The following is a 20,997-nucleotide window of genomic DNA, read 5'->3' on the forward strand; positions in this document are numbered from 1 at the left end:
GGTCGGGCGGTCATTCTGCGTGGCGGTTTCTTGAGGAACCCCTGCGCCTTGGCTGGCATAAGAGCCGTTGCAACGCTTTCCATCAAATGCAATGATCGGTACGGACGATGCGTATCGTGCATCAGGGATCGGGATGAAGCGGATCGCCCGCCAGCTCTATGTGCAGATGATCGTCGGCATCGCTGCTGGCGCGCTTATTGGCCATGTCTGGCCAGCGTTCGGTGTCAGTCTGGCCCCGCTTGGCATCGCCTTCGTCAAGGCAATGCGGATGATGGTGCCACCGATCCTGTTCTGCACGATCGTCGACGGCATCGTCGCACAGGGTGGCGCGCGCCAGACGGGATCGACCGTGGCACGGGCGCTGATCGTCTTCCTTGCGATCACCGTACTGGCACTGCTTTGCGGTTTGCTGGTCGCAGGGCTGCTACGCCCCGGTGCCAACCTGATACTGCCGCGTGTGATACCGCACATCGACATCGGCCGCGCACTAGGCGCCCGGCAGATCGACGGGCCGGGAGACTTTCTGTTGCGGATGGTGCCCGACACCTTCTTCTCCGCGTTCACCGCGGGTGATGTGCTGCCCGTATTGTTCATCGCCGGCCTTGTCGGTTTTGGCCTGTTGCGCATCGGGCCGGCGGGCGAGCCGATCGCACGCGCGATCCGCGGGCTGACGCAGTTGCAGTTCGCGATCTTCGCGTTCCTGATCCGTGCCGCACCGATCGGCGCGTTCGGGGCGATTGCTTTTACCGTCGGCACCTATGGCATCGCCTTTATCGGCTCGCTCGGTATGTTGGCGGCAACGTTGCTGGCGGCCTGCATACTGCTCCTGACGATCCTGCTGACCGCGGTGCGGCTTTGGGCGGGGATCTCGCCGATTGCCTTGCTCGGCCATTTCCGCGAGGAACTGCTGATCGTTCTTGGTACCTCATCGTCGGAGGTTGTCCTGCCGCGGATCATGAGCAAGCTAGAAACGCTTGGCGCGCCGCCCGCGGTCGTAGGTATCGTTATCCCGCTCGGCTACACGCTCAACCTCGCCGGTACAGCGGTCTACCTGATCGTCGCGACGCTGTTTCTGGCTGAAGCGCTGCATCTTAGCTTGTCGTTCGGGCAGATCGCCACCTACCTGCTAGTCATGCTTGCGACTTCAAAGACCGCAGCGGGGGTGACGGGCAGCGGCTTCTCGGCGTTGCTGCTGACGCTGTCGTTGCTGCCAAACGTGCCCGTCGGCGCGGCGGCGATGCTGATTGCGGTCGATCGCCTGCTCTCGACGGTGCGCGCTCTGACCAGCGGCCTCGCGAACGTCAGTGCAACGTTGCTGATCGCGCACTGGGGCGGGGCGACATTCACGCCGGTGCAGCCGCCGCTTCCCGCCACGCCTGCGTAATCAAAGCTACCAGCCGCGCCGCGGCCGGCGAGATCGGCGCAGCCGGGCGCCTGAGTAGTCCGATCGTCCGCACAATGGTCGGATCTAGCAGTGGTTTCCACACGAGATCACGTGCGTCCGGCCCTTCGCATGCCAACCGCGGCAATACCGATGGCCCCAGGCCAGCATCGACCAACGCCAGCGCCGAGGTCAGCCGCGTCACTTCGTAGAACCATTGAAGATGGATGCCCTGGGCGGCAAGTCCCGCCTCCAGCGTCGTCCGGTTGCCGCTTGCGCGATGCACCGTTACCAGCCGATGTCCCGCAAGATCCGCCCAGCCGAGTTGATCGATTTCGGCGAGCGGATGGTCGCGGCGGCAGATCAGGCCGTAGGGATCGTCGATCAACGGCTCGAACGACAGATCGGCATCGGACGCCACCGGCAGTGACAGCCCGAACTCGGCATCTCCGGTCCGCACTGCCTCGGCGCATTCGTTCGCCGATAAATCGAGGATGCGCACGCGAACATTACGATACTCCTCGGCGAAACGCTTCAGCACCTCGGGCATGAAGCGCACCGCGGCGCTCGGCACACTGGCGACAGTGATCCGCCCTGCGCCCTGCTCGCCCGAGGCCATGCTACCGACCAGCGACCCGTCAATCTCCTCGACCATACGGCGGAGCAATGGGAGCACCTGCTGTCCAGCCGGCGTCAGCCTCACGTTGCGGCTGCTGCGTTCGAGCAAGGGCGCACCGACTGCCTGTTCCAGCTTCTGAATGCGCCGGCTGAGCGCGGGCTGGGATAATGCCAGCTGCTCCGCCGCGCGGTGAAAGCTGCGCATGTCCGACACCGCGATCAGCGCGCGAAGATCGAGAAGCTCAAAATTGATCGCTGCCATACTGCCACAATAGCCGATCGGTACGGCAACTGGAATGTCGCTCCACTCCTTCGCGGCAAAGTCGGCTAGCAATGGATTAATGTCGGGCAACAGCGTCAGAAATAAGCGTTTGGAACGACCGGTATTGGGTCTGGCCGAAGCTGTAGAGCAGTGTGTATTCGCCCTCTCCCAGACATTCGGGCTGGCGATCAGGGCTTCCGGTAAAGGCCATTCGTTCAGCTCTGTCTTACTCGTTTCTCCGTCTCCGAAAGGTTATTTCGGGAAACAGGAATTGGGAACAGATTTTAGGAAAGGGGTGCACCGGACGGCTCTAAGCGCGATCACCTAAGCGACTGTCCCGTTATTGGTTCCGTCGCTGGAACGGTGTTAGGCAATCAACACGCCAGATGGTCGTCATGCAATCTGCGATCACTTTTAGGATCGCTTTCTTTTGCTCGGGGGTGGTTCCATCCCACATATCATCATGTTTTACCGCAACGCCAACGATCAACATGCCAAAATCTTGTCGCTCAATTTTCGATGGTAGAACACCCGGATCGGCTTCGAAATTGCTGGACCGGGAAACCCGGCTGTCTCACCGGTCATCCCTTTCTGGGAAGGAGCCGACCGCCACCGGAAATCCCGTCATATTTCAATGCAACGCTTTGCATTACATAGTCGTAGCTATGTCTACCGACGGATGCTTTCAGTTATTTCGCAGCGGGCAGCACCAGTTTATCGATCCGAGCGGCGACGCCAACGCCGCGGCCCGCAAGGTTCAGCATGCTGTATTGTACGGCGGTTCCCAGCACCTGCGCCAATTGCAATATTGTCATACCATAGTCTTGGCGGAGCCATTGAATCATGCCGGTGCTAGCGGACTTCAAGGCCTCTTCGAGCGACCCGGCCTGTCCCAGCACCATGATCTGCGTCGGGGACTCTACACGCGGCATGGATACGATGCGGCCCTTTATGACGTCGACGGTGACGGTCACGTCCATCGAGGGTTCGAGCGCATATTGCGTTGTCTCACCGAAGTGGCTCGGCTTATCTGAACAGGCTCGCGGCTTGGATAAGTGGACTGCCGCTGGTTGATCATGCCGCTACGAGAAGCGGCTGTGCGGAGTATAACTGGTCGGGCGTACAGCCGCCAAGCGCGGAGTGCGGCCTGACGGCATTGTAGAACCCGATGTAGCGGCCGATGCCGGCGCGAGCCTCGGGGACCGAGGCGTAGGCGTTGAGATACACCTCCTCGTATTTCACCGAGCGCCAGAGGCGCTCCACGAACACGTTGTCGCGCCAGCAGCCTTTCCCGTCCATGCTGATGGCGATCTCTCATGCAGGAGGAGGACGGCGGTGAACGCGGTGCTCGTGAATTGCGAGCCCTGATCGCTGTTGAAGATGGTCGGCCTGCCGTAGCGGGCCAGCGCCTCCTCCAGCGCCTCCCTCAGCGCCTCGATGCAGAACTCGGCATCGAGCGAGATCGACACCCGCCACGCCAACACCCGCCGGGTGAACCAGTCGACGATGGCGACGAGGTAGACGAAACCGCGCGCCATCGGGATGTAGGTAATGTCGGTAGCCCAGACCTGGTTGGGCCGGGTCACCGCCAGCTTGCGCAGCAGGTAGGGATCTTGTCACATCGACTGCCGGCTCGGCCGCTGCCGGCTCGGCGCCGAACACGTCCACGGCGCCCTCCAGCAACCGCGCCCGCCATCGATTTATGAGGTTGGAATGCACGTCATACTGCTGCACCAGCTCGGCCAGCGTCTTCTCGCCCTTCACGGCGGCCAGTGCCACCTTCGCCCTGAACGCCGGGCTGTGGTTCCGGCGTGGTCGCTTGCTCATCTTGCCCCCTCCTCGTGGCCAGCATGGCCGCTGTCAGATCGGCAATCCACTTGTCCCCACCGTGCAGATTTCCGAACCACCTGTGAAGGACTGGCGCCGCGTCGCCACTCGCTACGGTCGGTGCCCGACGGTTTTCTTCTCCGCCGTCGCCCTCGCCGCCACTGCAATCTTCTGGCTATAATCAATGAGTCGTGAGCCTAGGAAACCTTTTTCCCAAGCCGTCTATGATTGGTCGACTCGCCCGGGACGATTACGAAGCTCCGATTGCGCGGTAGGTAGCGGCTACAGCGCGCGCAGCATCGGCGCGCGCTAGCGCTAAGCTCAAGGTAGCCTGAAGCGACCGTCGATCAATCTCGATCACCTCAATGAGAGCGATGTGCCCAGCTTCGTAAGCCTGCACCGCGAGCACGCCAGCGTGTTTTGACGCAGCGAGCTCTTTACCGTGCAGCGCGATCCTGCGCTCGGCTGCCTGCTTGGCCGCCACGGCGCGTTCAACGTCCTCCGCCGCTCGCAGCACGGCGCCGCGGAAGATGGCCAGCGCTTCTCGTTCGGCACCGCGGGCGTCCGCTATTTCCGCATTGATCCGTTTAAAATCGAAGATGCGCCAACGCAGACCCAATCCGCCCTGGAGGATGCTGCTACGGTCGGTGAACAACTGTCCGATGCTATTGCCTTGGAAGCCGAGCAGGCTGGAAAGCGTGAAGCGCGGGTAATATTCCGCCAGCGCGCTACCTATCCTGGCGTTACTGGCTGCGAGCCGGCGCTCGGCTGCGATGAGATCGGGTCGACGCCGCAGCAGGTCGACGGGAGTGCCGATCGATGTCAGCGTAGCGGTCGGCAATGGAACAATCACATCGAGACCTTGACGTTCGGCTTGCGGCATCTCACCGACAAGTACCGCCAGGCGATTGAGTTGCCCGTCGATCGCGGCGTCGAACGAGGGAACCTGCGCACGTACCGAAATCGCGGATGTGTTCGCCTCGTCGAGTTCGCGGCGGGAGGCGACATCGCGCGTGAACTTCATTCGCACGAGTTCTTCGAGCTTGTGGGCCACCTCCGCTTGTTTGATAGCGATGTCGCGCTGCTCCTGAAGCGCACGCAGTAGCAGGTAGGCGTCCGTGATTTCACCGGCGACGGTGAGGCGCGCGGCACGCGAATCGGCTGCGGCAGCCGCGAGATCGGCAGCCGCGCTCTCGCGTCCACGGCGCAAACCGCCTGCAAGGTCGAGTTCCCAACTGGCGCCACCGGTTAGCGCGAACGCATCCTGCGTGCGTTCGATGTCGGGGACATACCTGGAAAGCTGGCCGAGCCCCGCCTCGAGGGACTGCCGGGCACGCATCGCGGAGCCGTCGATGGCACCGGCGGGCAACTGTACAACGCGTGCCGCTCCGGCCGCCGCCCGGGCACGGTCAACGCGCGCCAGCGCGACCTCGATGTCGAGGTTGCTCTTCAGGCCTCGGCTCACAAGATCGTCGAGGAGGGCGTCGCCGAACGTCGTCCACCAGGGCTTGTCGTCCAGCGGCGCGGCAATCGGTGCGCTGCGAAACGCTGCCGGCATGGTGAACTCGGGCATGCGATAATCAGGACCGACCGTGCAGCCGGCCAGCAGCGCAATTGGCGCCAGCGTCGAGGCGAGCCGCGGCGTCACGCAGTCGCGCCGGTACGAGCGAGCAGCAGGTAAACGACCGGGGTCGCCACTCGAGACAGGACGGTCGACGAGATCAGGCCGCCGATGATAGCGATCGCCATCGGCGCGTAGAGGCCGGAGCCCCCCAGTGCCAGCGGCAAGAGGCCACCGATCGCCGTGACCGATGTAAGCAGCACAGGCAGGAATCTCATCTCACCCGCCTGTTCGATTGCGTCGCGCATGGTCGCGCCATCCTTTCTGAGCTGTTCGGTAAAGTCGACGAGCAGGATCGAGTTCTTAATCTCGATGCCGATGAGCGCGATGAGCCCGATCATCGCGGTGAAGCTGAGCGAATTGCCGGTCAGCCATAGTCCCAACACCGCGCCGAGAAGCCCGAGCGGTATGATGCTTGCCACGACCGCCACGAGCCGGAAGCGCCCGAATTCCATGACGAGGATCGCCAGGATGCCGAGACTGGCAACAATTGCCGCGGACATCATGCCGGAGTTACCGCTTTCCTGCTCCTCCGCCTCGCCGCCCAAGCTCAAGGTATAGCCGGGCGGCATCGCGACGTGAGCGCGCACGCGCGCCAACGCGTCAGCGGTGACGTTGCCCGTCAGGTGGCCGGGCTGGACATAGGCGGTGAGCATGACGACGCGCTCGCGGTTGTAGCGGTCGACCCGGGCGGGCGCTGTCTCGATTACGGGGCTGGTGATCGCACGCAGCGGCACCGCGGCACCGGCGCTTGACGGCACATAGATGCGGTCGAGCGCCTCGACGGGATTGCGCTCGCCCATCGGCAAACGGACACGAACGGGATAGTCGTCCGCTTCGCTGTCGCGGAGCCGACCCGTGACGGCTCCGCTCAGCGCGATCCGCACGGCTTCGCGCGCGGCGCCAGCGGGTACGCCCAGCAGGGCGGCCTTACCCTCGTCGACCTTGAGTGCCAGGTCCGCCCGGTCGACCCGCACCGGGTTGTCGACATCGCGGATGCCGGGCGTCCCTTGCATCGCTTGCTCGGTGCGGGCGGCGAGGCGCTGGAGGACTGATAGATCCTTACCCGCCAGCCGAATCTCTATAGGCGCGCCGACAGGAGGACCTTGGACAAAGTTCAGCACGGTGATCCGCGCACCCGGATAGTTTGCGAACTCGCGCCGCAAGGTTGTCATCAGGGTGTCTGACGTGCCGGGGTGCCACGATCTAAGCGACACGGCGACCTCGGCGAAAGCGGGGTCTGGGTCGTGCTGGCGGACATTGTAGTAGATCTGCGGGTTGCCTCGGCCAAGATTGGCTGCGTACCATGCGACTTCCGGCGTGCGGGCCAAGCGCGCCTCGACATGGCGCAAAGCGTCGTCCGTATCCGGCATGGAGGCGCCCTGCGGCAGCTCGATGCGTACCAGGAACTCGGGCGTGTCGGCGGACGGGAACAGGCTGGTGCCGATTGCCGTCATCAGTGGCGCAATCAGAAGGCACAGCGCACCCAGGATGGCAAGACTGACACCTGGCCGATCAAGCGCGCGGTGGAGCACCGGCGCATAGAAGTGCCGGATGCCCCGGTTCACAAGCCGGAGCGCCGGGTTGCCTTCTTCCTTCTCGTGCAGCGGGAGCCAGCGGCTGGCGACAAAGGGGATGACGGTCAGCGACAGGACGAAGGAAGCTGTGACTGTGGCGATCACCGTCACCGGCAGCGACTGGATGAATGCACCGGACCCTTCAGGCAGCGCGAGAAGGGGTAGGAAGGCGAACAGGAGACACGCGGTGCAGCCGGCGATTGCCAGCATGATCTGGCCCGTGCCGCGGATCGCGGCTGTCACCCGATCCTCGCCCGAGCGAAGACGGCGGGCGATATTCTCGACGACCACGACACTGTCGTCGACGAGAAGTCCGAGCGACAGAATGAAGCCGGTGATCGACAGCTGATTCAAGCCGAAGCCGAGCAGCTGGATGATCGCGAGGCCGGTCAGAAGCGACAGCGGAATGGCGAAGATCACGACCCCAGCGGCGCGCATACCCAGCGGCAGGAGAGTGAGCGCCACAATGGCGAGCGCGAGCAGGAAGTCACGGTAGAGCCCGTTCAGCCGCGCATCGACGTTGTGCGCCTGAAGGAAGCCGCGCTCCATCCTGACGCTGCCGGGCAGGCGCCGCTCGAACGCGGCGAGTTTGGCCTGGACGGCATCAGTGATAGTGCCGACGTCGGCGCCCTCCCTGGCTGTCGCGGTCAGCAGCAAGGCGCGATGGCCGTTAAAGCGCGTTACGTGCTCGGCCTCGGCCGTGGCCCATCCCACGCCCGCCAGATCGCCAACGCGAATTACCGAGCCGCCCTGCGCCAACACCGGCACCCTCCGCACGTCATCGAGGGAATGGAAAGCCCCGCCTGTTCGGACGATCAGGCGGCGCTTGCCGGCGTTGACCGACCCGATCGGGGTTTCGTCGTTTGCGCGGGTCAGGGCGTCGGTGATCGCCGAGGCAGGCACGCGCAGCTCGGCCATTCGGCCGAGGTCGAGTGCGACGCGAACTTCGATCGACGGTGCCCCCCAATAATCGGCGCGGCGAATGCCGGGAATCCGAGCGATCTCCTCGCGCAGATCGTCCGCGACTTTCTCCAGCCGTCGCATAGGCAGTTGGTCGCTGACCAGCGCGACCTCAAAAAGGGCTGTCTCGCTGGTGCGGTTGCGGATGACGTCGAGCCGGGTAACGCCGTCAGGCAGCGTCGGCCGAAGCGCGGTCACCTCGCGTACCACTTCGTCATACTTTCGGTAGGGATCGCTCGACCAGTCGAACTCGGCCTGGATCGTGGCGGCGCCGTCCGTCGCGCTGACCGTCACGTCCGTCAGATCATCGATGCCGTAGAGCACGTCCTCAACAGGTCGAACGACCAGCTGTTCGAGGTCCTCTGGCGTGGCACCGGGCATCGCGACGCGAATGCTCATGTTCGGCACCGGAAATTGCGGGTCTTCCGACCGGGCTATGGTGAACAGGGAGGTCAGGCCGATGGCAATCGTCAGGCCAATCAGTACCAGCGTGAAGCGGCTACGCTCGATGAAGAGCGCGGCGGGGTTGAAGCTCATGGCCTGCCGCCCTCGTCGACCAGCAACGCGTCTCCATTCTTGAGGTAACCGGCGCCTGCGGTGATGACCAGAATGTGAGGCGGCAGGCCCGAGACAATCGCGGCGTCGTCCTCGAACCGGATGAGCCGCGCCGGGTGGAAGACTGCGCGGCGCTCGTTCGTGATGGTGAACACGCCTGCCCGCCCCCCGGGACGGGGCACATAAGCTTCGGCCGGTATCGAGACAGCAAGCTCCCGCTCGTTCCGATCGACGGTGGCGATCCTGACCGTGGCGACGGCTCCGCTCTGCCCTGCCGCGCTTACGACGCGGACTTCAGCCATCCGCGTTCCCGTCGCGCTGTTCACCAGCGGCTGCAGACGAACAACCTGTCCGGCGACCGGCGGTTTGCCGCCGAAGCTGACGTGTGCGGTGGCACCTGGCTTGACTTTGTCGGCATCGATCGGCGCCAGCGGCACCCGCACGAGGAAGGCGGAGCGCGTGTCCGCCACTCTCAGCACCCGTCCTCCGGCCGACACCGTCTCACCGATCTGCGCCACTCGCTCCAGCACAATGCCGTGGAAGGGGGAGGCAAGGACCGCCGACTGTCCGTCGTATCCAGCAGCGGTAACGGCGGCGCGCGCCTGGCGGACGATGTCACGTTGATCCTGCGCCTCCGAGGCCGCGATCGCGCCGGTGGACGACAGCGATTCGAGCCGCGCCAGCGTGCGCTGTGCACGTTCAAGCTCGACCTTCCGACCCGCCAGTTGCGCCGCCACGTCGGTTCCGGCGAGGCGGCCGAGAGACTGGCCGGCGTTGACGCGATCGCCGACATTGACTGAGAGCATGTCGATCACGCCGGCGATGCGAAACGATAGCGTAGCCTCGCGGTCGTATGCTGCCGTGCCCGACGCGATCACCGACCGCGAACCGCCGATCGGCTGAGCCGTTGCGGTCTGGACGGGGATTACCCGGAGCGCATCGGACGCTGGATCGGCTGCCTCGCAGCCCGTAAGGCAAGCCAGGCTAATGGCGGCAGCGGCAGCGCTTGAACGGCGTCGGCGAACTAGGCCAATCATACCGCTTGCTCAGCGGGGCACGGCAATACAGAAACCATGGTCTCAATTCTTTTTCCAAGAGGGGGAGGGGCAGCAACGCGGTGCTCAGGAGCGGGCGGGAGGGCGCTGCTGTCGTCACGACCGCCGGTCGTGCGCCGTTCGCCGACTGGCTGGTAGAACCGCGGATAAAGGCGACAATCCCGTCGATCTTATCCGGGCTCCAGCCGCTGTCACGGCAGAGATCTATCACGTCCTCGGGAGCTTGCCGGGAGGGTGAGGCATGGATGCATGCCGCAAGCCGGCGAAGCGCCTCAAGGCGTGCGTTGGCCAACGGCTTCGGCGCGGGATGGCCGAACATCCATCGCCAGCACCACGCCGGCTTCTGCCTGGGCATCGCACGCTCGCACGGGCGAGCGGCGAGCAGGATTACCGTCCTCTCCAACGGGCTCATGTCGCCGAGTTTATGGTTCGGTAGTCGTGATATCGCGGAACAGGTCGGCCATCATCGTCACCTCTGGATCAGCAGTCGAGGCATCTCCCGTCTTCGAAAGGAGCCGTTGATCCTGAGTAGGCCGATGCACCGCCTTTGATTTCAGAAGGTTCGTCGTTTCACCAAATGCTACGTAAACGTCGTTCCACGTAACGCGAGAGGCGCAGCGGTTTCGTGTTTTCGCGGAAATACTTCTTGTTCTGTCGCCGAACGACCTCTTCAGCGTACTGAATACGGAGCTAGCTCGAGAGCAGCGTTGTTTTCGGCTCTGCCGTAACAGGCATGTCTAACGCCCTCTCGAGGAAGCCGGCCAAGGGTTGCGCCAGCTCCTGGACCGATCGTCCGAAGCTCAGGCGTCTCGATAGGTGCAGCATGACGATGCCATGCAGTGCCCCCCAGACGAGGTATGCCTTGTCGATGATGTCAATGGGCCGGGCCGGATGGTAGAGGCTTTCCAGGACCCGCAGCAGCCCTTCCCACGCAGGCGCTCGCGGTTCCGCGTCCACCCCGATCGTCGTCGGGTCGGCTGCGTTGCCAAACATCAAACGATAATCCTGCTCGTTGCATACTGCGAAGTCGAGATAGGCCGTACACATCTTATGGAAACGCAAAACCGGATCGCCGGCTTGGGCACCTGCCTCCTGCAGGGCCATCGCGAACCTACGGTGGACATGGAGACGGATTTCCTCGATCAGCGCATCCTTTCCGTGGTAGTAGCGGTACGCAGCCATGGCGCTCGCACCGACGCACGATGCCAGCCCCCTCATGTTCAGCTGTTCGACGCCGTTGCTTTGAATGATATCGTAGGCGGCGTCGCGCAACACCTCGCGACTGGCATCGAACCCCTGTGCTTCCCGCCAGCGTTCCGCGAAGTCGGTTTGCCCCATCAAACTGCACTCGTATTCAAAGAGCCCCAAGCCATGGTCGCACTGGAGAGATACGGTGTCGATATCGGAACCGACATGCCGTTGCACAAAGTGAGCTGTGCGGTGCGCCCGGTTCTGCGAAGTCCCTCGACCGCGCCGGCCGCAACCCACCAGGAGCGATGTACCTGCGATCCGGCGATATGGTCAACGCCGCGGAGGGCGTCGGAAAAGCGCATCAGAACCATCGCGCTGCTGAGACGGGAGTGGACCCGCACGTAGTGATCCTCGACCTGCAGGCAGATAATGCCGGCGCGAATGTGCGCCGGCAGGCGCTCGATCAGGGACGTGTCGGACGGCAGCTCTTCCCGGCGCAGCCCCCCACCAAGGCTGACATCCCCGGTCAAAGCAGGTTCGACGTCAGTGGGCGGGTCGGCAGGGACCGGCTCCATGATCGAATGTGTCCCGACGAGACCTCCAACAAGGCGGTCTGCTACGTAGGTGAATACTCCTGCGAGCAATGCGATAGCCACAAACAGTTCTAGCACTGCGTCCGGGTAGGGCAGCCACCCGTCCATCATGTTGTTCGAAATACCGACGACAACGATCATGGGCAGCGTGCCGATGGCTATCTCGATGATACGCCGTTGGAGCGGCGACTGCGATCGGAACCTTTGCATTCGGGAGACTAGCCACTCTGCGCAGGGCAAGACTACGAGCCACGCGGCCATCTGCACGGTCCAGTAGCCGACGCGCCCCATCACGTCGAACTGGTAGGTGCCGAACGGGGCAAGGAATGCGAGGACGCCAGCAAACAGCATCGCAACCCCCGCCTGGCCGATCACCCGTGCCCACCAGTCGTGGGCCTGTAAATTCGCGAAGTCGCGCATCGTGAACTGCTCCGCCCCATGTGTACGACGTACATGTACGAAGTAAACTGTGCAACCGCGAAGCCTTAATGGCGCGGCGGATGCGCTTTTCTAGTCCAGTTGCCGAACGGTCGATCAACGATGATCCGCCCACATCGGGAAACACGAAAATGAACCGCAACCATCTCGCAACGGCGCTGGTCATCGCTGCCCTGCAGATCACTCCGGCCCATGCTCAGGAGAATCTTGGGGTGCCGTCGACCGAGGAGGCGGAAGCAGCGGCCCTGACCTCGGCGCATGACGCCAACGCACGTACGCAGGGAGGAGCGCACGGCTTCTTCGCAATCGGGCCCGGTGCGGTACCTGCGTTCGACGGCGCGAAGAAGTATCAGCTCATTCCACTCATGATCGGCAACGTCGAGTGGAAGGGTGTCGAGGTGCAGTTGCGCGGGCTCGGCGCGCGTGTGGATCTGCTTGGCGACAGCCGAGTGCAGATCGGTCCCGTCTTCAACTTCCGCCAAAAGCGCAACAGCTCCTCGGATGGCAGCGGTCGCGTGAAGCTGCTCAACGACGTCGACTCTGCAGTTGAGCTTGGTGGCTTCGTCGGCTACCGGTTCGGCGGCAACCGCTACGGTCAGGGTGAGGTCGCCGTTGACGTCACCTTGACCAAGGACGTCAACGACGGGCATGACGGCCTCATCGGCTCGGCCCAAGTGTCTTACGCGGTCTATCGCTCGGAAAAGTTCTTCCTCAACGTCGATGCCCAGACGAGCTTCGCTGACAAGAAGTACATGCGCGCGTTCTTCGGCGTCACGCCGATCGAAGCGTCACGCTCCGGGCTAACCGCCTACCGCCCCAACGGCGGAATCAAAGATGCCGGCGCTGGGCTCACCGCCGGGTACCAGTTTAATCTAAAGTGGGGCCTGATCGCTCGCGCCGGCGCGAGCTACTATCTGGGTGACGCCAGAGAAAGCCCGATCGTCAAGGAGGGCTCCGAGCTCCAGGCCATAGGCGGGCTTGCCCTCTCGTTCCGCTTTTAATGCTGAGAGGAGGGCTGGCCATGCCAGAACGTGTGACGCGCGCTGAGAATAGCCTTACCTCGCCAATCGCCCGACGTGGGGTCTGATGGTGTAGACGGTTGCGCAGGAAGTCGGCTAACGGGAGCAAGACATTCAACTGCTTGGCCGCTGCGAGAACAAGGTCGTTGTCCTTGCGGCCAATAGCCGAAGCGGCAGGGCGCGGAGCGTTGGGGTGCTCGACCATGCGCTGTGCGTATCCGTCAAACCCGCTAGGGTCAGGACTTCTGTGGTTGCCGCCCGTGATGCAAGAGGTTTCTGACCGTGTGGGTTAGTGATCGAGTGCGGTCTTCTGTAAGGCCTTTTGAGACGGCATTCAGAAGCCGCTGGCTGGTATGGTGATCCGCGGATCAGATCCAAATCTCATTGGCGAGCTGTAGCGCTCTGAGTCCTGAACTGGTTTTTCTGGTTCAGATCTGTTCGATCGTTTTGCCCATTGGGGTCGTCGCCTTCTTACACTCCCGTTTATCTGGCCTCAGGCAGAATTTGCAGCATTATGTTATGCTGCTCTTGCCTGTGCCGGAACTCGATAATCCGCATTTCGTCAGCATCGCCCACATCGTCCGTGCCATTTTGTTGGCTAAGGTGATCGCCACGAGCATCCGCGGCTTCGGCGATGTAATTCGTGCTAGCCACGAGTCTTCTGGAATGTATTTGCGTCCCATCCAGTTCAACCGCGACATTGCACCGATAATCAGCAATCGGCGGATACAGACAACGCGCACCATGCAAGTAGATCGCCACGGTCCGGACGACCATCAAGCCGAGCGTGCTAGATCATCGCGTAGGGTCGCAAACACAAACGACATTTTCGAACGCTCAGCGAATATCGCAATTTGCGATCGGCTTCGTACTAGGGCTACGTCGGATCGCACAGGTTTCCGCGAACCCGAACGTGGCGGCGGGACAGGCCAGCGACATCGTTCACGCCGGCGAGCGTCATTGTCCGCTCGAACTCTTCTGTGAGCAGTGTCAGAACGCGGTCGACGCCTGCCTCCCCGCCTGCTGCCAGGCCGTACAGATAGGGGCGCCCGATCGAACAGGCGGTAGCCCCCAGCGCCAGCGCCTTCACGATGTCCGAGCCGCGCCTGATGCCGCCGTCGCAGATGACGTCCGGCGCATCGCCGACGACGTCGCGTACCGCGGCGATCTGGTCGATCGGCGCGGGCGCGCCATCGAGCTGGCGACCGCCGTGATTGGAGACCATCACGCCGGTTGCGCCCGACGCGATCGACCGGCGCGCGTCCTCCGGCGTCATCACGCCCTTGATCGCGAGCGGCCCGTTCCACTCGCGTGCGAGCCATTCGACGTCGCGCCAACCGACCGAGCGATCGAACTGGCCGCCAATATAGTCGAACAGGCTCATCGGACCCGACGCGAGTACGTCGATCTTGTGGCTGACGTTCGCGAGATCGAATTTCGATCCTGTCAGCGCGGGCAGCGACCATGAGGGGTGACGCGCAAAGCTCAGCAACGACTTGAGCGTCAGCTTTGGCGGCAATGACAGTCCGCTGCGACGGTCGCGCTCGCGGTTGCCGGCGACGGGCGTATCGACGGTCAGCGCCAGCCCATGGAAACCTGCGTCCCGGCAGCGCGCGACGAACTCCGCCGTCAGGCCGCGATCCTTGAAGATATAGATCTGGAAGACCTTCGGCCCGGCATATGCCTGGGCAAGGTCTTCCAGCCGCGTCGTTCCCATCGTCGACAGGCTGTAGAGGATGTCGTGCCGCGCGGCAGCGCGCGCGACGGCGAGTTCGGCATGGCCGTGGAACATCCGGGTAAGCCCGGTCGGCGAAAGCATCAACGGCCAGCGCGATGGTTGTCCAAATAGCGTTGTGCCGGTCCGGATTGCCGAGACGTCGTTCAGCACGTCAGGCACCAACTCGTAGTGCGAGAACGCACTAACGTTCCGGCGCAGCGATACCTCGTCGTCGGCGCCACCGTCGATATAGTCGAAGATCGGACGCGGCAGCCGCTTGCGCGCCATCAGGCGCAGGTCGGCAACATTGTTCGCCCGTCGAAGTCGCGTCATGGTTGTGCGCTTTTCTGCCGTATCACGGCTATCACAGGATGAAGTCTCGGGACGTTAACGTGACGGTGCCGCTCAGCCGGATAATCGACTCTGGCGACGGGTCGCCGTCCAGGTTGACGAGCACCAGCGTGGCACCGCCTTCGAACGCTATGCGGACTTGGCCTGGTCCGGTGAACGGTGCCGTGCCCATGAACCTGAGCGGCGGCACGGCGAGCGCCGACAGATCGATGCGATCGCCTTCGGACTGCGAAAAGTCGGTGATCCGATCTTCGCCGTCTGGCGAGGTGCCGCTATCGTTGCGATCGAGATAGACGAAGCGATCGGCGCCAGCCCCGCCGGTCAGCACGTCGCCGCCGCCATGGCCGATCAGCCGGTCTGCGCCCGCCAGTCCTGCGACCCATTCGGCCTTGTCGCTGCCGTCGACCGTGAGCGGCATGCCGCCCGCCGGTCCGTTGGTGGGGGAGATCGAATCGCCCGTCTTGAACTGTGCGCTGAGTGCGTTGGTTGCCGCCGTCTGGTCGGCCGCCGACAGCCAGTCGGGCAGACCGAGCGCGGCGGCGTAGGTGGTCGGCCAGTGCGCGCCGATGACGTCGATCGCGGCACCGAGCCCCGGCAGCCCGGTGAACGCGGGCAGATGATTGTTGATGCCGATCCGCACTACGCCGTTCAGCAGTACCGGATCGTTCGCGGCGGTGAAGTCGACCATGCGCGCCGCCGCCAACTCCGGGTCGACCCCGAAGTGCGCTGCGGCCGAGGCGAGCCAGTTGGGCGCGCCGAATGCGAGGAAGTCGGACCGCGCGTCGGTTGCGGCCACGCCGTGCATCTTGAGCGCATAGGCCAGGATATATTGAGTATAACCCGTGCCCAGCGAATGCCCGGTGACGTGAATGCGAGCATTGGCGTAGCGCGGGTCGTTCAGCAGCCGCTCGTAGACCTGGGTCGCGCGTGCTGCCTCGTCGAGGGGAATGCCGGCGAGGACCGACTCGCCCTGGACGGCGTCGAGCCCCTGCGCGCCCGCGAAGGCGAGGATGACGTCCGTGACCTGACCATTGCCGTCAACCTTGTCGACGATGCCGTCGAAGAAGTCGCCGTCGCTGGTCCGTTCGACGCGCGCATTGACGTAGCCGCCGCCGAGGATGATCGGCGTGGTGAGCAACTGCCAATAGGCGCCGAACCACACGCGATCCTGCAAGGTTACATGGCTGGGTAGACCGCACTTGGTCGTCCCGGGTGCGGGTTCGGTCGAGCCGGCGGAGTTGGTGAGCGCAGCACAGGCTTCCGGGGCTGATGCGGTCGAGGCGGTGGGTGGCGGCGTGGCTACCGATGCATCGACGCCGCCGCTGACGATGCGAATTGGCGCCGACCCCGGCTCAAGTCCCGATCGCGCGGACAGGGTGAGGGTTCCGGCCATTGCCAACCCCGCGCTCGCCACGATCGCCACTGGCAGCAGAAGCTTCTTCACCATCGCTCTCCCACGCCGTAATGCCTTGCCGATGTTCGGCATGGCAAACGCAGGGGTAGGCGAGGTCCCGACGCATCGCCCTCGCGACTCGGACGCCGCGGGAGCCATCGCATTCTGCGCGCGTGCGACGGTGAGCGACGAGACTATTCACTGTGCCCCGCGGCTGCATGACTGTGCTTGTGGAGGACCCGCCCGCTGTTCGGTGGATGATAGCCATCGCGGAACACGACGGCCGCCTCAAAGGTAAGTTTTACAGGCGCTTACTACCTTCGCTGTCACCTTAGCCTCTCGACCAGCTCTCCGCGGGGCGTCATCGATGGTGTCCCTGCAACAGCATCGCCAGCATGACATTCTTCAGCAGACCGTCTCTCGACCACAGCTCGTGGCGAGCAGTCGCGGTCGTAAGATCCGCTACTTTTCGGTCAGACGTCTCAGCGAGTGGTGTTCGCTGACGAGACGGTGCTGGAGGGGCGAAAGCGCTGCCACTTCCTACAGCCCCCTCCGGGCCGAGACGGTATCGGGACCGCGCCAAAGGTTGGTGCCCTCAGGCGGCCTTGGCCGCCATGCGTGCGGCGAGCTTCTCTTCCTCGGTCCACACCTTGCGGACGCGCTCCTTCGGCGCCTTCACTTGCTTGACGGGGCCACCGCCGAGCACGGGCGCGCGCTTGGTCGAGTGCCGAGCGACTTCGCAATGCCATTCGTGATCGTCCTGCACGGTCAGCGTGCGACCGATCTCCCGCTCGACGTCGTGCAGCCACGCTCGCTGCTCGGCATCGCACAAGGTGATGGCGAAGCCGCTGCGGCCGGCGCGTCCGGTCCGGCCGATCCGGTGGACATAGCTTTCCGGCAGGCTCGGCAGGTCGTGGTTGAAGACATGCGTCACCGTATCGACGTCGATGCCGCGTGCCGCGATGTCTGTGGCCACGAGGACCTGCACGGTGCCCGCGCGGAAGGCGTCAAGCGCGCGCTCGCGCTGCCCCTGCGACTTGTTGCCGTGGAGCGCCTCGGCCGTGATGCCCGCCTCGCCGATAAAGGCGCAGACGTCGTTGGCGATGTTCTTCTGTAGCGTGAAGACGACCGCCTGGCCCATGTTCGGCGTCTGCAACAGCGCCAGCAGCGCCGCCTTCTTGTCGGCCGCGTCGAGGAACATTACCGACTGGTCGATCCGATCGACGGTGGTAGATGGCGGTGCGATCTCGACCCTAGCCGGATCGCGCAGCAGGCTATCCGCCAGCGCGGCGATCGACTTGGGCATCGTCGCCGAGAACAACAGCGTGTGACGATCCGTGGGCAGCGTCGCGACAATGCGCTCGATCGGCTTGGCGAAACCCATGTCGAGCATCTGGTCGGCCTCGTCGAGGACCAGCGCCTCGAGCTGCGACAGATCGCACAGGCCCTGCTCGATCAGATCCAGTAGGCGTCCAGGTGCCGCCACGATGATATCGACGCCATCCTCGAGCGCCTTGACCTGGTGGAACTGGCTTACCCCACCGAAGATCGTCATGACGCGGGGCTTGATATGGCGACCGAAGCTTTCGAAGCCGGCGGCAATCTGCGACACCAGTTCGCGGGTCGGCGCGAGCACGAGGATGCGTGCACCCCCATTGGGTGCCGGGCGTGGATCGGCTGCGAGACGGTGCAGCAACGGCAGTGCGAAGGCGGCAGTCTTGCCCGTACCGGTCTGCGCCATGCCGAGCACGTCACGACCTTCGAGCAGGATCGGAATCGACTGCGCCTGGATCGGCGTCGGGCTGGTATAGCCTTCTTCCGAGAGCGCCTGCAGCAAGGACGGCGTCAGTAAAAGATCGGCGAAAGTCATGGTCATGGTAAGTGGCGCCTCCAGCGCTGAGCGAGGCTGCGCCTGGTCGGGCTTAGCGTTATTGAGAGCGCGCGCTGTTAGGTAAAATGCTGCACTGCGTCAATGTGCGATAGCAAGCGGTGGCAGGATCGTCCGCGTGCCAAACCCTGTTTGCGGTTCCCGTCACGCGATCGACGTCAGCATTTCGAGAAACGCGCGGATCTTCGAGCTCGACAGTCGGCGCGAGTTCTGGAGGGCCCAGATCTCGACCTTCGGGCCGTCATCGACGCCCCATACGACGAGCTTGCCGGCCGCGATATTCTGCGCGGCGAGCAGCTTCGGCATCAGCGCGACGCCTGCGCCTGCCAGCACGGCGTCCTGTACCATCAGGAACGAGGAGAAGCGCAACCGCATCTGCGGCATCAGCACGCGCAAGCCCTGATCGGTCCTGATCCGCCACGGCGAATCCGACGAGGTGGCGATATGCCCGACAGCCGGCACGGTCATCGCATCCGCCTCTGGTTCCGACAGCGTTTCACGGGTCAGGTCGGGCGATGCAACCAGCAGGCGTTCGTCTTCGAGGATGCGTCGCCCGACCAGACGCTCATCCGGGTTCGGATTGATCCGTATGACCAGATCGTAATTGTCCGCGACCGGATCGACCATGCGATCCTCGGCGACGATCTCCAGCGCGACGTGCGGATAGGCTTCGACGAAATCCGCCCCGACCCGTGGCAACAGGACATGCGCGAGCACGACCGGCGCGCTTATCCGGAGCGTGCCACGCGGCACCGATGCGCCCGAGGCGACGTCGTGCTCGGCTTCGGCGATCTCGGCGAGGGGGCCTTGGGTCCGCTCGTGCAACGCGCGTCCTTCCGGCGTCAGGCGCAAGCTCCGCGAACCGCGATCGATCAGCCGGACGCCCAGATGCGCCTCCAACTCGGTGACCTTGCGCGACAAGGTTGCCTTGGAACGGTTGGTTGCGCGCGCCGCAAGGCCGAAGCCGCCGTGGAAGGCGACGAGATTGAAGTCGGCCAGTGCGGACAGGTCCATTAATCGTTCCATTATCGAGACGTTGCGTCCCGACAATGCCATCTTCCTTGCACATTCGGAACATCTATCTTGTGTTCAGCGGCAACGGCGCTGTCCTCACGATCAAGGAGTTAGGCAATGACGATCCTGGTAACTGGCAGCACGGGCACCATCGGTACACAGGTGCTGGCTTTTCTCGACGGGCACGGCGCAGAGGTTCGCGCACTGACGCGCACGCCCGAGAACGCACATTTTCCGGACTGTGTCGCTGCGGTGAAAGGCGATCTTTCGGATATCGACAGCGTCCGCGCCGCGCTGACGGGCGTGAGTACGCTGTTCCTGCTCGCGCCGAACGCACCTGACGAACTAACGCAGGCGATGCTGACGCTCGATGCAGCGCGTGCGGCCGGGGTGAAGGGGATCGTCTACCTGTCGGTGTTCAAGGGCGAAGCCTATGCCAACGTGCCGCACTTTGCGAGCAAGGTAACCGTCGAGCGGATGATCCACGCCTCGGATTTGCCCGTCACGATCCTGCGCCCTGCTTATTTCATGCAGAACGACGTGCGACAGAAGGACGCGCTGCTAGGCGGCGGGGTGTACGGGATGCCGATCGGCAGCAGGGGCATTTCGATGGTCGATATTCGCGACATCGGTGAGGCCGCCGCCAAGGAATTGCTACGCCGCGAACAGTCGAGCGTATCGCTGCCGCGCGAGACGTATGAACTGGTCGGTCCGGACGTGCTCACCGACGAGACGATCACCGCGTTGTGGAGCGCAGTGCTGGACCGGTCGATCGGCTATGCCGGCAACGACCTGGATGCGCTCCAACAGCGACTGAAAGCGTTTGGACCGGCGTGGCTCGCCTATGACATGCGGCTGATGATGCACCGCTATCAGCAGGATGGCGCGGCCGCCACCGACGAGGATATCGCACGCTTGACGACCCTGCTCGGTCACCCGCCGAGTTCGTATCGCGACTTCGCAACGGTCACCGCCGCCGCTTGGGCGACAGTCTGACCTCGCCACGACCACTCGTAAGGAGACGTCCCATGACCAGCATATTGTTCGTCGGCCAGAAGTCCGAGACCGTGGACTTTTCGGATCCGTCACTGCCGACCGGTTTCGACGCCGGCAAGATCAATGCCGGGATCGCCATTGCGGTCGAGAAAATTCGGGAACGCGGATGGCAGGGCGATACCTGCATGATCACGCCCGATGCCGCGGGCAGCGGCATGCTCGAAACGGCGTTGCGCCAGTTTACGTATGACTGCGTGGTGATCGGTGCCGGCCTGAGACTGCCTTCCAGGAATCTCGGCCTGTTCGAGACCGTGGTGAACCTCGTCCACACCGTCGCACCTAGGGCTGCGATCGCCTTCAACACGCGACCCGAGGACACGGCCGATGCCGCAGGCCGGCAGCTGCTCGTGCGCTGACGGTCGGTGCCGCGGCCGGGCAGGGGCGTGGGGGAACAAAGCCTCTTTACCGTTCACCGGCCAATTCGAGACCTGCGCACGCCTAGACTCGCGGCGCGGTATGGTGTGGCACGGGTTCACGATGG

General features: G+C 63.8%; 15 protein-coding genes and 3 pseudogenes. 5 read left to right on the forward strand and 13 right to left on the reverse strand.

What is annotated here, in order from left to right:
• Positions 1-91: 91 nt before the first annotated feature.
• Positions 92-1,384 carry a cation:dicarboxylate symporter family transporter gene (locus AC1ME3_RS09640; RefSeq protein ID WP_480952992.1) on the forward strand — a complete coding sequence of 431 codons (1,293 nt, stop codon included), beginning with the start codon at positions 92-94 and terminating at the stop codon, positions 1,382-1,384.
• Here AC1ME3_RS09640 and AC1ME3_RS09645 read toward each other — a convergent pair.
• From AC1ME3_RS09645 to AC1ME3_RS09655, 3 genes and pseudogenes are all read right to left on the reverse strand, one after another.
• The gene (locus AC1ME3_RS09645) at positions 1,344-2,351 is read right to left on the reverse strand and encodes a LysR substrate-binding domain-containing protein (protein ID WP_480952993.1); all 1,008 of its coding nucleotides are present in this window, start codon (positions 2,349-2,351) and stop codon (positions 1,344-1,346) included. The two genes, AC1ME3_RS09640 and AC1ME3_RS09645, sit on opposite strands and share 41 nt — an antisense overlap.
• 599 nt (positions 2,352-2,950) lie before the next feature.
• Positions 2,951-3,241, reverse strand: a complete 291-nt coding sequence (locus AC1ME3_RS09650; protein WP_480952994.1) for a hypothetical protein — start codon at positions 3,239-3,241, stop codon at positions 2,951-2,953.
• 94 nt (positions 3,242-3,335) lie between these two features.
• Positions 3,336-3,871 (reverse strand): annotated as a pseudogene (locus AC1ME3_RS09655) (IS3 family transposase); the annotation flags it as partial.
• A 299-nt stretch (positions 3,872-4,170) separates the two neighbouring features.
• On the opposite strand from AC1ME3_RS09655, the pseudogene AC1ME3_RS09660 reads away from it, so the two are divergent.
• A pseudogene (locus AC1ME3_RS09660) lies at positions 4,171-4,269 on the forward strand (IS5 family transposase); the annotation flags it as partial.
• Between the two features lie 69 nt (positions 4,270-4,338).
• Here the strand turns inward: AC1ME3_RS09660 and AC1ME3_RS09665 are convergent.
• From AC1ME3_RS09665 to AC1ME3_RS09685, 5 genes are all read right to left on the reverse strand, one after another.
• A complete protein-coding gene (locus tag AC1ME3_RS09665; protein ID WP_480952995.1) occupies positions 4,339-5,736 on the reverse strand; it encodes an efflux transporter outer membrane subunit in 1,398 nt (465 codons plus the stop codon).
• The gene (locus AC1ME3_RS09670) at positions 5,733-8,783 is read right to left on the reverse strand and encodes an efflux RND transporter permease subunit (protein WP_480952996.1); all 3,051 of its coding nucleotides are present in this window, start codon (positions 8,781-8,783) and stop codon (positions 5,733-5,735) included. The genes AC1ME3_RS09665 and AC1ME3_RS09670 overlap by 4 nt, the downstream gene beginning before the upstream one ends.
• The gene (locus tag AC1ME3_RS09675) at positions 8,780-9,838 is read right to left on the reverse strand and encodes an efflux RND transporter periplasmic adaptor subunit (protein WP_480952997.1); all 1,059 of its coding nucleotides are present in this window, start codon (positions 9,836-9,838) and stop codon (positions 8,780-8,782) included. Before AC1ME3_RS09675 ends, AC1ME3_RS09670 begins: the two co-directional genes overlap by 4 nt.
• Positions 9,839-10,546: 708 nt before the next feature.
• On the reverse strand, positions 10,547-11,194 hold the full coding sequence (locus AC1ME3_RS09680) for a TetR/AcrR family transcriptional regulator (RefSeq protein ID WP_480952998.1): 648 nt from the start codon (positions 11,192-11,194) through the stop codon (positions 10,547-10,549).
• Complete coding sequence (locus AC1ME3_RS09685; protein ID WP_480952999.1) at positions 11,194-12,060, reverse strand: LytTR family DNA-binding domain-containing protein; 867 nt, start codon at positions 12,058-12,060, stop codon at positions 11,194-11,196. Before AC1ME3_RS09685 ends, AC1ME3_RS09680 begins: the two co-directional genes overlap by 1 nt.
• Positions 12,061-12,209: 149 nt before the next feature.
• Between AC1ME3_RS09685 and AC1ME3_RS09690 the strand changes: the two genes are divergently transcribed.
• Positions 12,210-13,079, forward strand: a complete 870-nt coding sequence (locus AC1ME3_RS09690) for a MipA/OmpV family protein (protein WP_480953000.1) — start codon at positions 12,210-12,212, stop codon at positions 13,077-13,079.
• Between the two features lie 530 nt (positions 13,080-13,609).
• On the opposite strand, the pseudogene AC1ME3_RS09695 reads toward AC1ME3_RS09690, so the two are convergent.
• The 5 genes and pseudogenes from AC1ME3_RS09695 to AC1ME3_RS09715 all read right to left on the reverse strand — a co-directional run.
• Positions 13,610-13,825: pseudogene (locus AC1ME3_RS09695) on the reverse strand (hypothetical protein); the annotation flags it as partial.
• Between the two features lie 149 nt (positions 13,826-13,974).
• Positions 13,975-15,147 (reverse strand): alpha-hydroxy acid oxidase, encoded by a 1,173-nt coding sequence (locus AC1ME3_RS09700; protein WP_480953001.1) that lies wholly within the window; start codon positions 15,145-15,147, stop codon positions 13,975-13,977.
• 31 nt (positions 15,148-15,178) lie between these two features.
• Positions 15,179-16,612 (reverse strand): M10 family metallopeptidase C-terminal domain-containing protein, encoded by a 1,434-nt coding sequence (locus tag AC1ME3_RS09705; protein WP_480953002.1) that lies wholly within the window; start codon positions 16,610-16,612, stop codon positions 15,179-15,181.
• A gap of 541 nt (positions 16,613-17,153) precedes the next feature.
• Positions 17,154-18,434, reverse strand: coding sequence for a DEAD/DEAH box helicase (locus AC1ME3_RS09710; RefSeq protein WP_480953003.1), 1,281 nt, complete (start codon positions 18,432-18,434; stop codon positions 17,154-17,156).
• A 156-nt stretch (positions 18,435-18,590) separates the two neighbouring features.
• Entirely contained in the window at positions 18,591-19,460 is an 870-nt protein-coding gene (locus AC1ME3_RS09715; protein WP_480953004.1) for a LysR family transcriptional regulator, read from the reverse strand.
• Positions 19,461-19,577: 117 nt separating this feature from the next.
• Here AC1ME3_RS09715 and AC1ME3_RS09720 point away from each other — a divergent pair, with 117 nt between their 5' ends.
• Complete coding sequence (locus AC1ME3_RS09720; RefSeq protein ID WP_480953005.1) at positions 19,578-20,456, forward strand: SDR family oxidoreductase; 879 nt, start codon at positions 19,578-19,580, stop codon at positions 20,454-20,456.
• Between the two features lie 32 nt (positions 20,457-20,488).
• A complete protein-coding gene (locus AC1ME3_RS09725) occupies positions 20,489-20,872 on the forward strand; it encodes a hypothetical protein (RefSeq protein WP_480953006.1) in 384 nt (127 codons plus the stop codon).
• Positions 20,873-20,997 lie beyond the last annotated feature (125 nt).

This window comes from Sphingomonas sp. BL2 (assembly GCF_056680015.1).

What these genes read in the sequence shown, in the direction of transcription:
- AC1ME3_RS09670 (WP_480952996.1), bottom strand. Translation starts at nt 8,783, where the DNA reads ATGAGCTTCAACCCCGCCGCGCTCTTCATCGAGCGTAGCCGCTTCACG.
- AC1ME3_RS09725 (WP_480953006.1), top strand. Translation starts at nt 20,489, where the DNA reads ATGACCAGCATATTGTTCGTCGGCCAGAAGTCCGAGACCGTGGACTTT.
- AC1ME3_RS09640 (WP_480952992.1), top strand. Translation starts at nt 92, where the DNA reads ATGATCGGTACGGACGATGCGTATCGTGCATCAGGGATCGGGATGAAG.
- AC1ME3_RS09675 (WP_480952997.1), bottom strand. Translation starts at nt 9,838, where the DNA reads ATGATTGGCCTAGTTCGCCGACGCCGTTCAAGCGCTGCCGCTGCCGCC.
- AC1ME3_RS09705 (WP_480953002.1), bottom strand. Translation starts at nt 16,612, where the DNA reads ATGGTGAAGAAGCTTCTGCTGCCAGTGGCGATCGTGGCGAGCGCGGGG.
- AC1ME3_RS09680 (WP_480952998.1), bottom strand. Translation starts at nt 11,194, where the DNA reads ATGGGGCAAACCGACTTCGCGGAACGCTGGCGGGAAGCACAGGGGTTC.
- AC1ME3_RS09690 (WP_480953000.1), top strand. Translation starts at nt 12,210, where the DNA reads ATGAACCGCAACCATCTCGCAACGGCGCTGGTCATCGCTGCCCTGCAG.
- AC1ME3_RS09720 (WP_480953005.1), top strand. Translation starts at nt 19,578, where the DNA reads ATGACGATCCTGGTAACTGGCAGCACGGGCACCATCGGTACACAGGTG.
- AC1ME3_RS09685 (WP_480952999.1), bottom strand. Translation starts at nt 12,060, where the DNA reads ATGCGCGACTTCGCGAATTTACAGGCCCACGACTGGTGGGCACGGGTG.
- AC1ME3_RS09710 (WP_480953003.1), bottom strand. Translation starts at nt 18,434, where the DNA reads ATGACCATGACTTTCGCCGATCTTTTACTGACGCCGTCCTTGCTGCAG.
- AC1ME3_RS09650 (WP_480952994.1), bottom strand. Translation starts at nt 3,241, where the DNA reads ATGGACGTGACCGTCACCGTCGACGTCATAAAGGGCCGCATCGTATCC.
- AC1ME3_RS09700 (WP_480953001.1), bottom strand. Translation starts at nt 15,147, where the DNA reads ATGACGCGACTTCGACGGGCGAACAATGTTGCCGACCTGCGCCTGATG.
- AC1ME3_RS09715 (WP_480953004.1), bottom strand. Translation starts at nt 19,460, where the DNA reads ATGGACCTGTCCGCACTGGCCGACTTCAATCTCGTCGCCTTCCACGGC.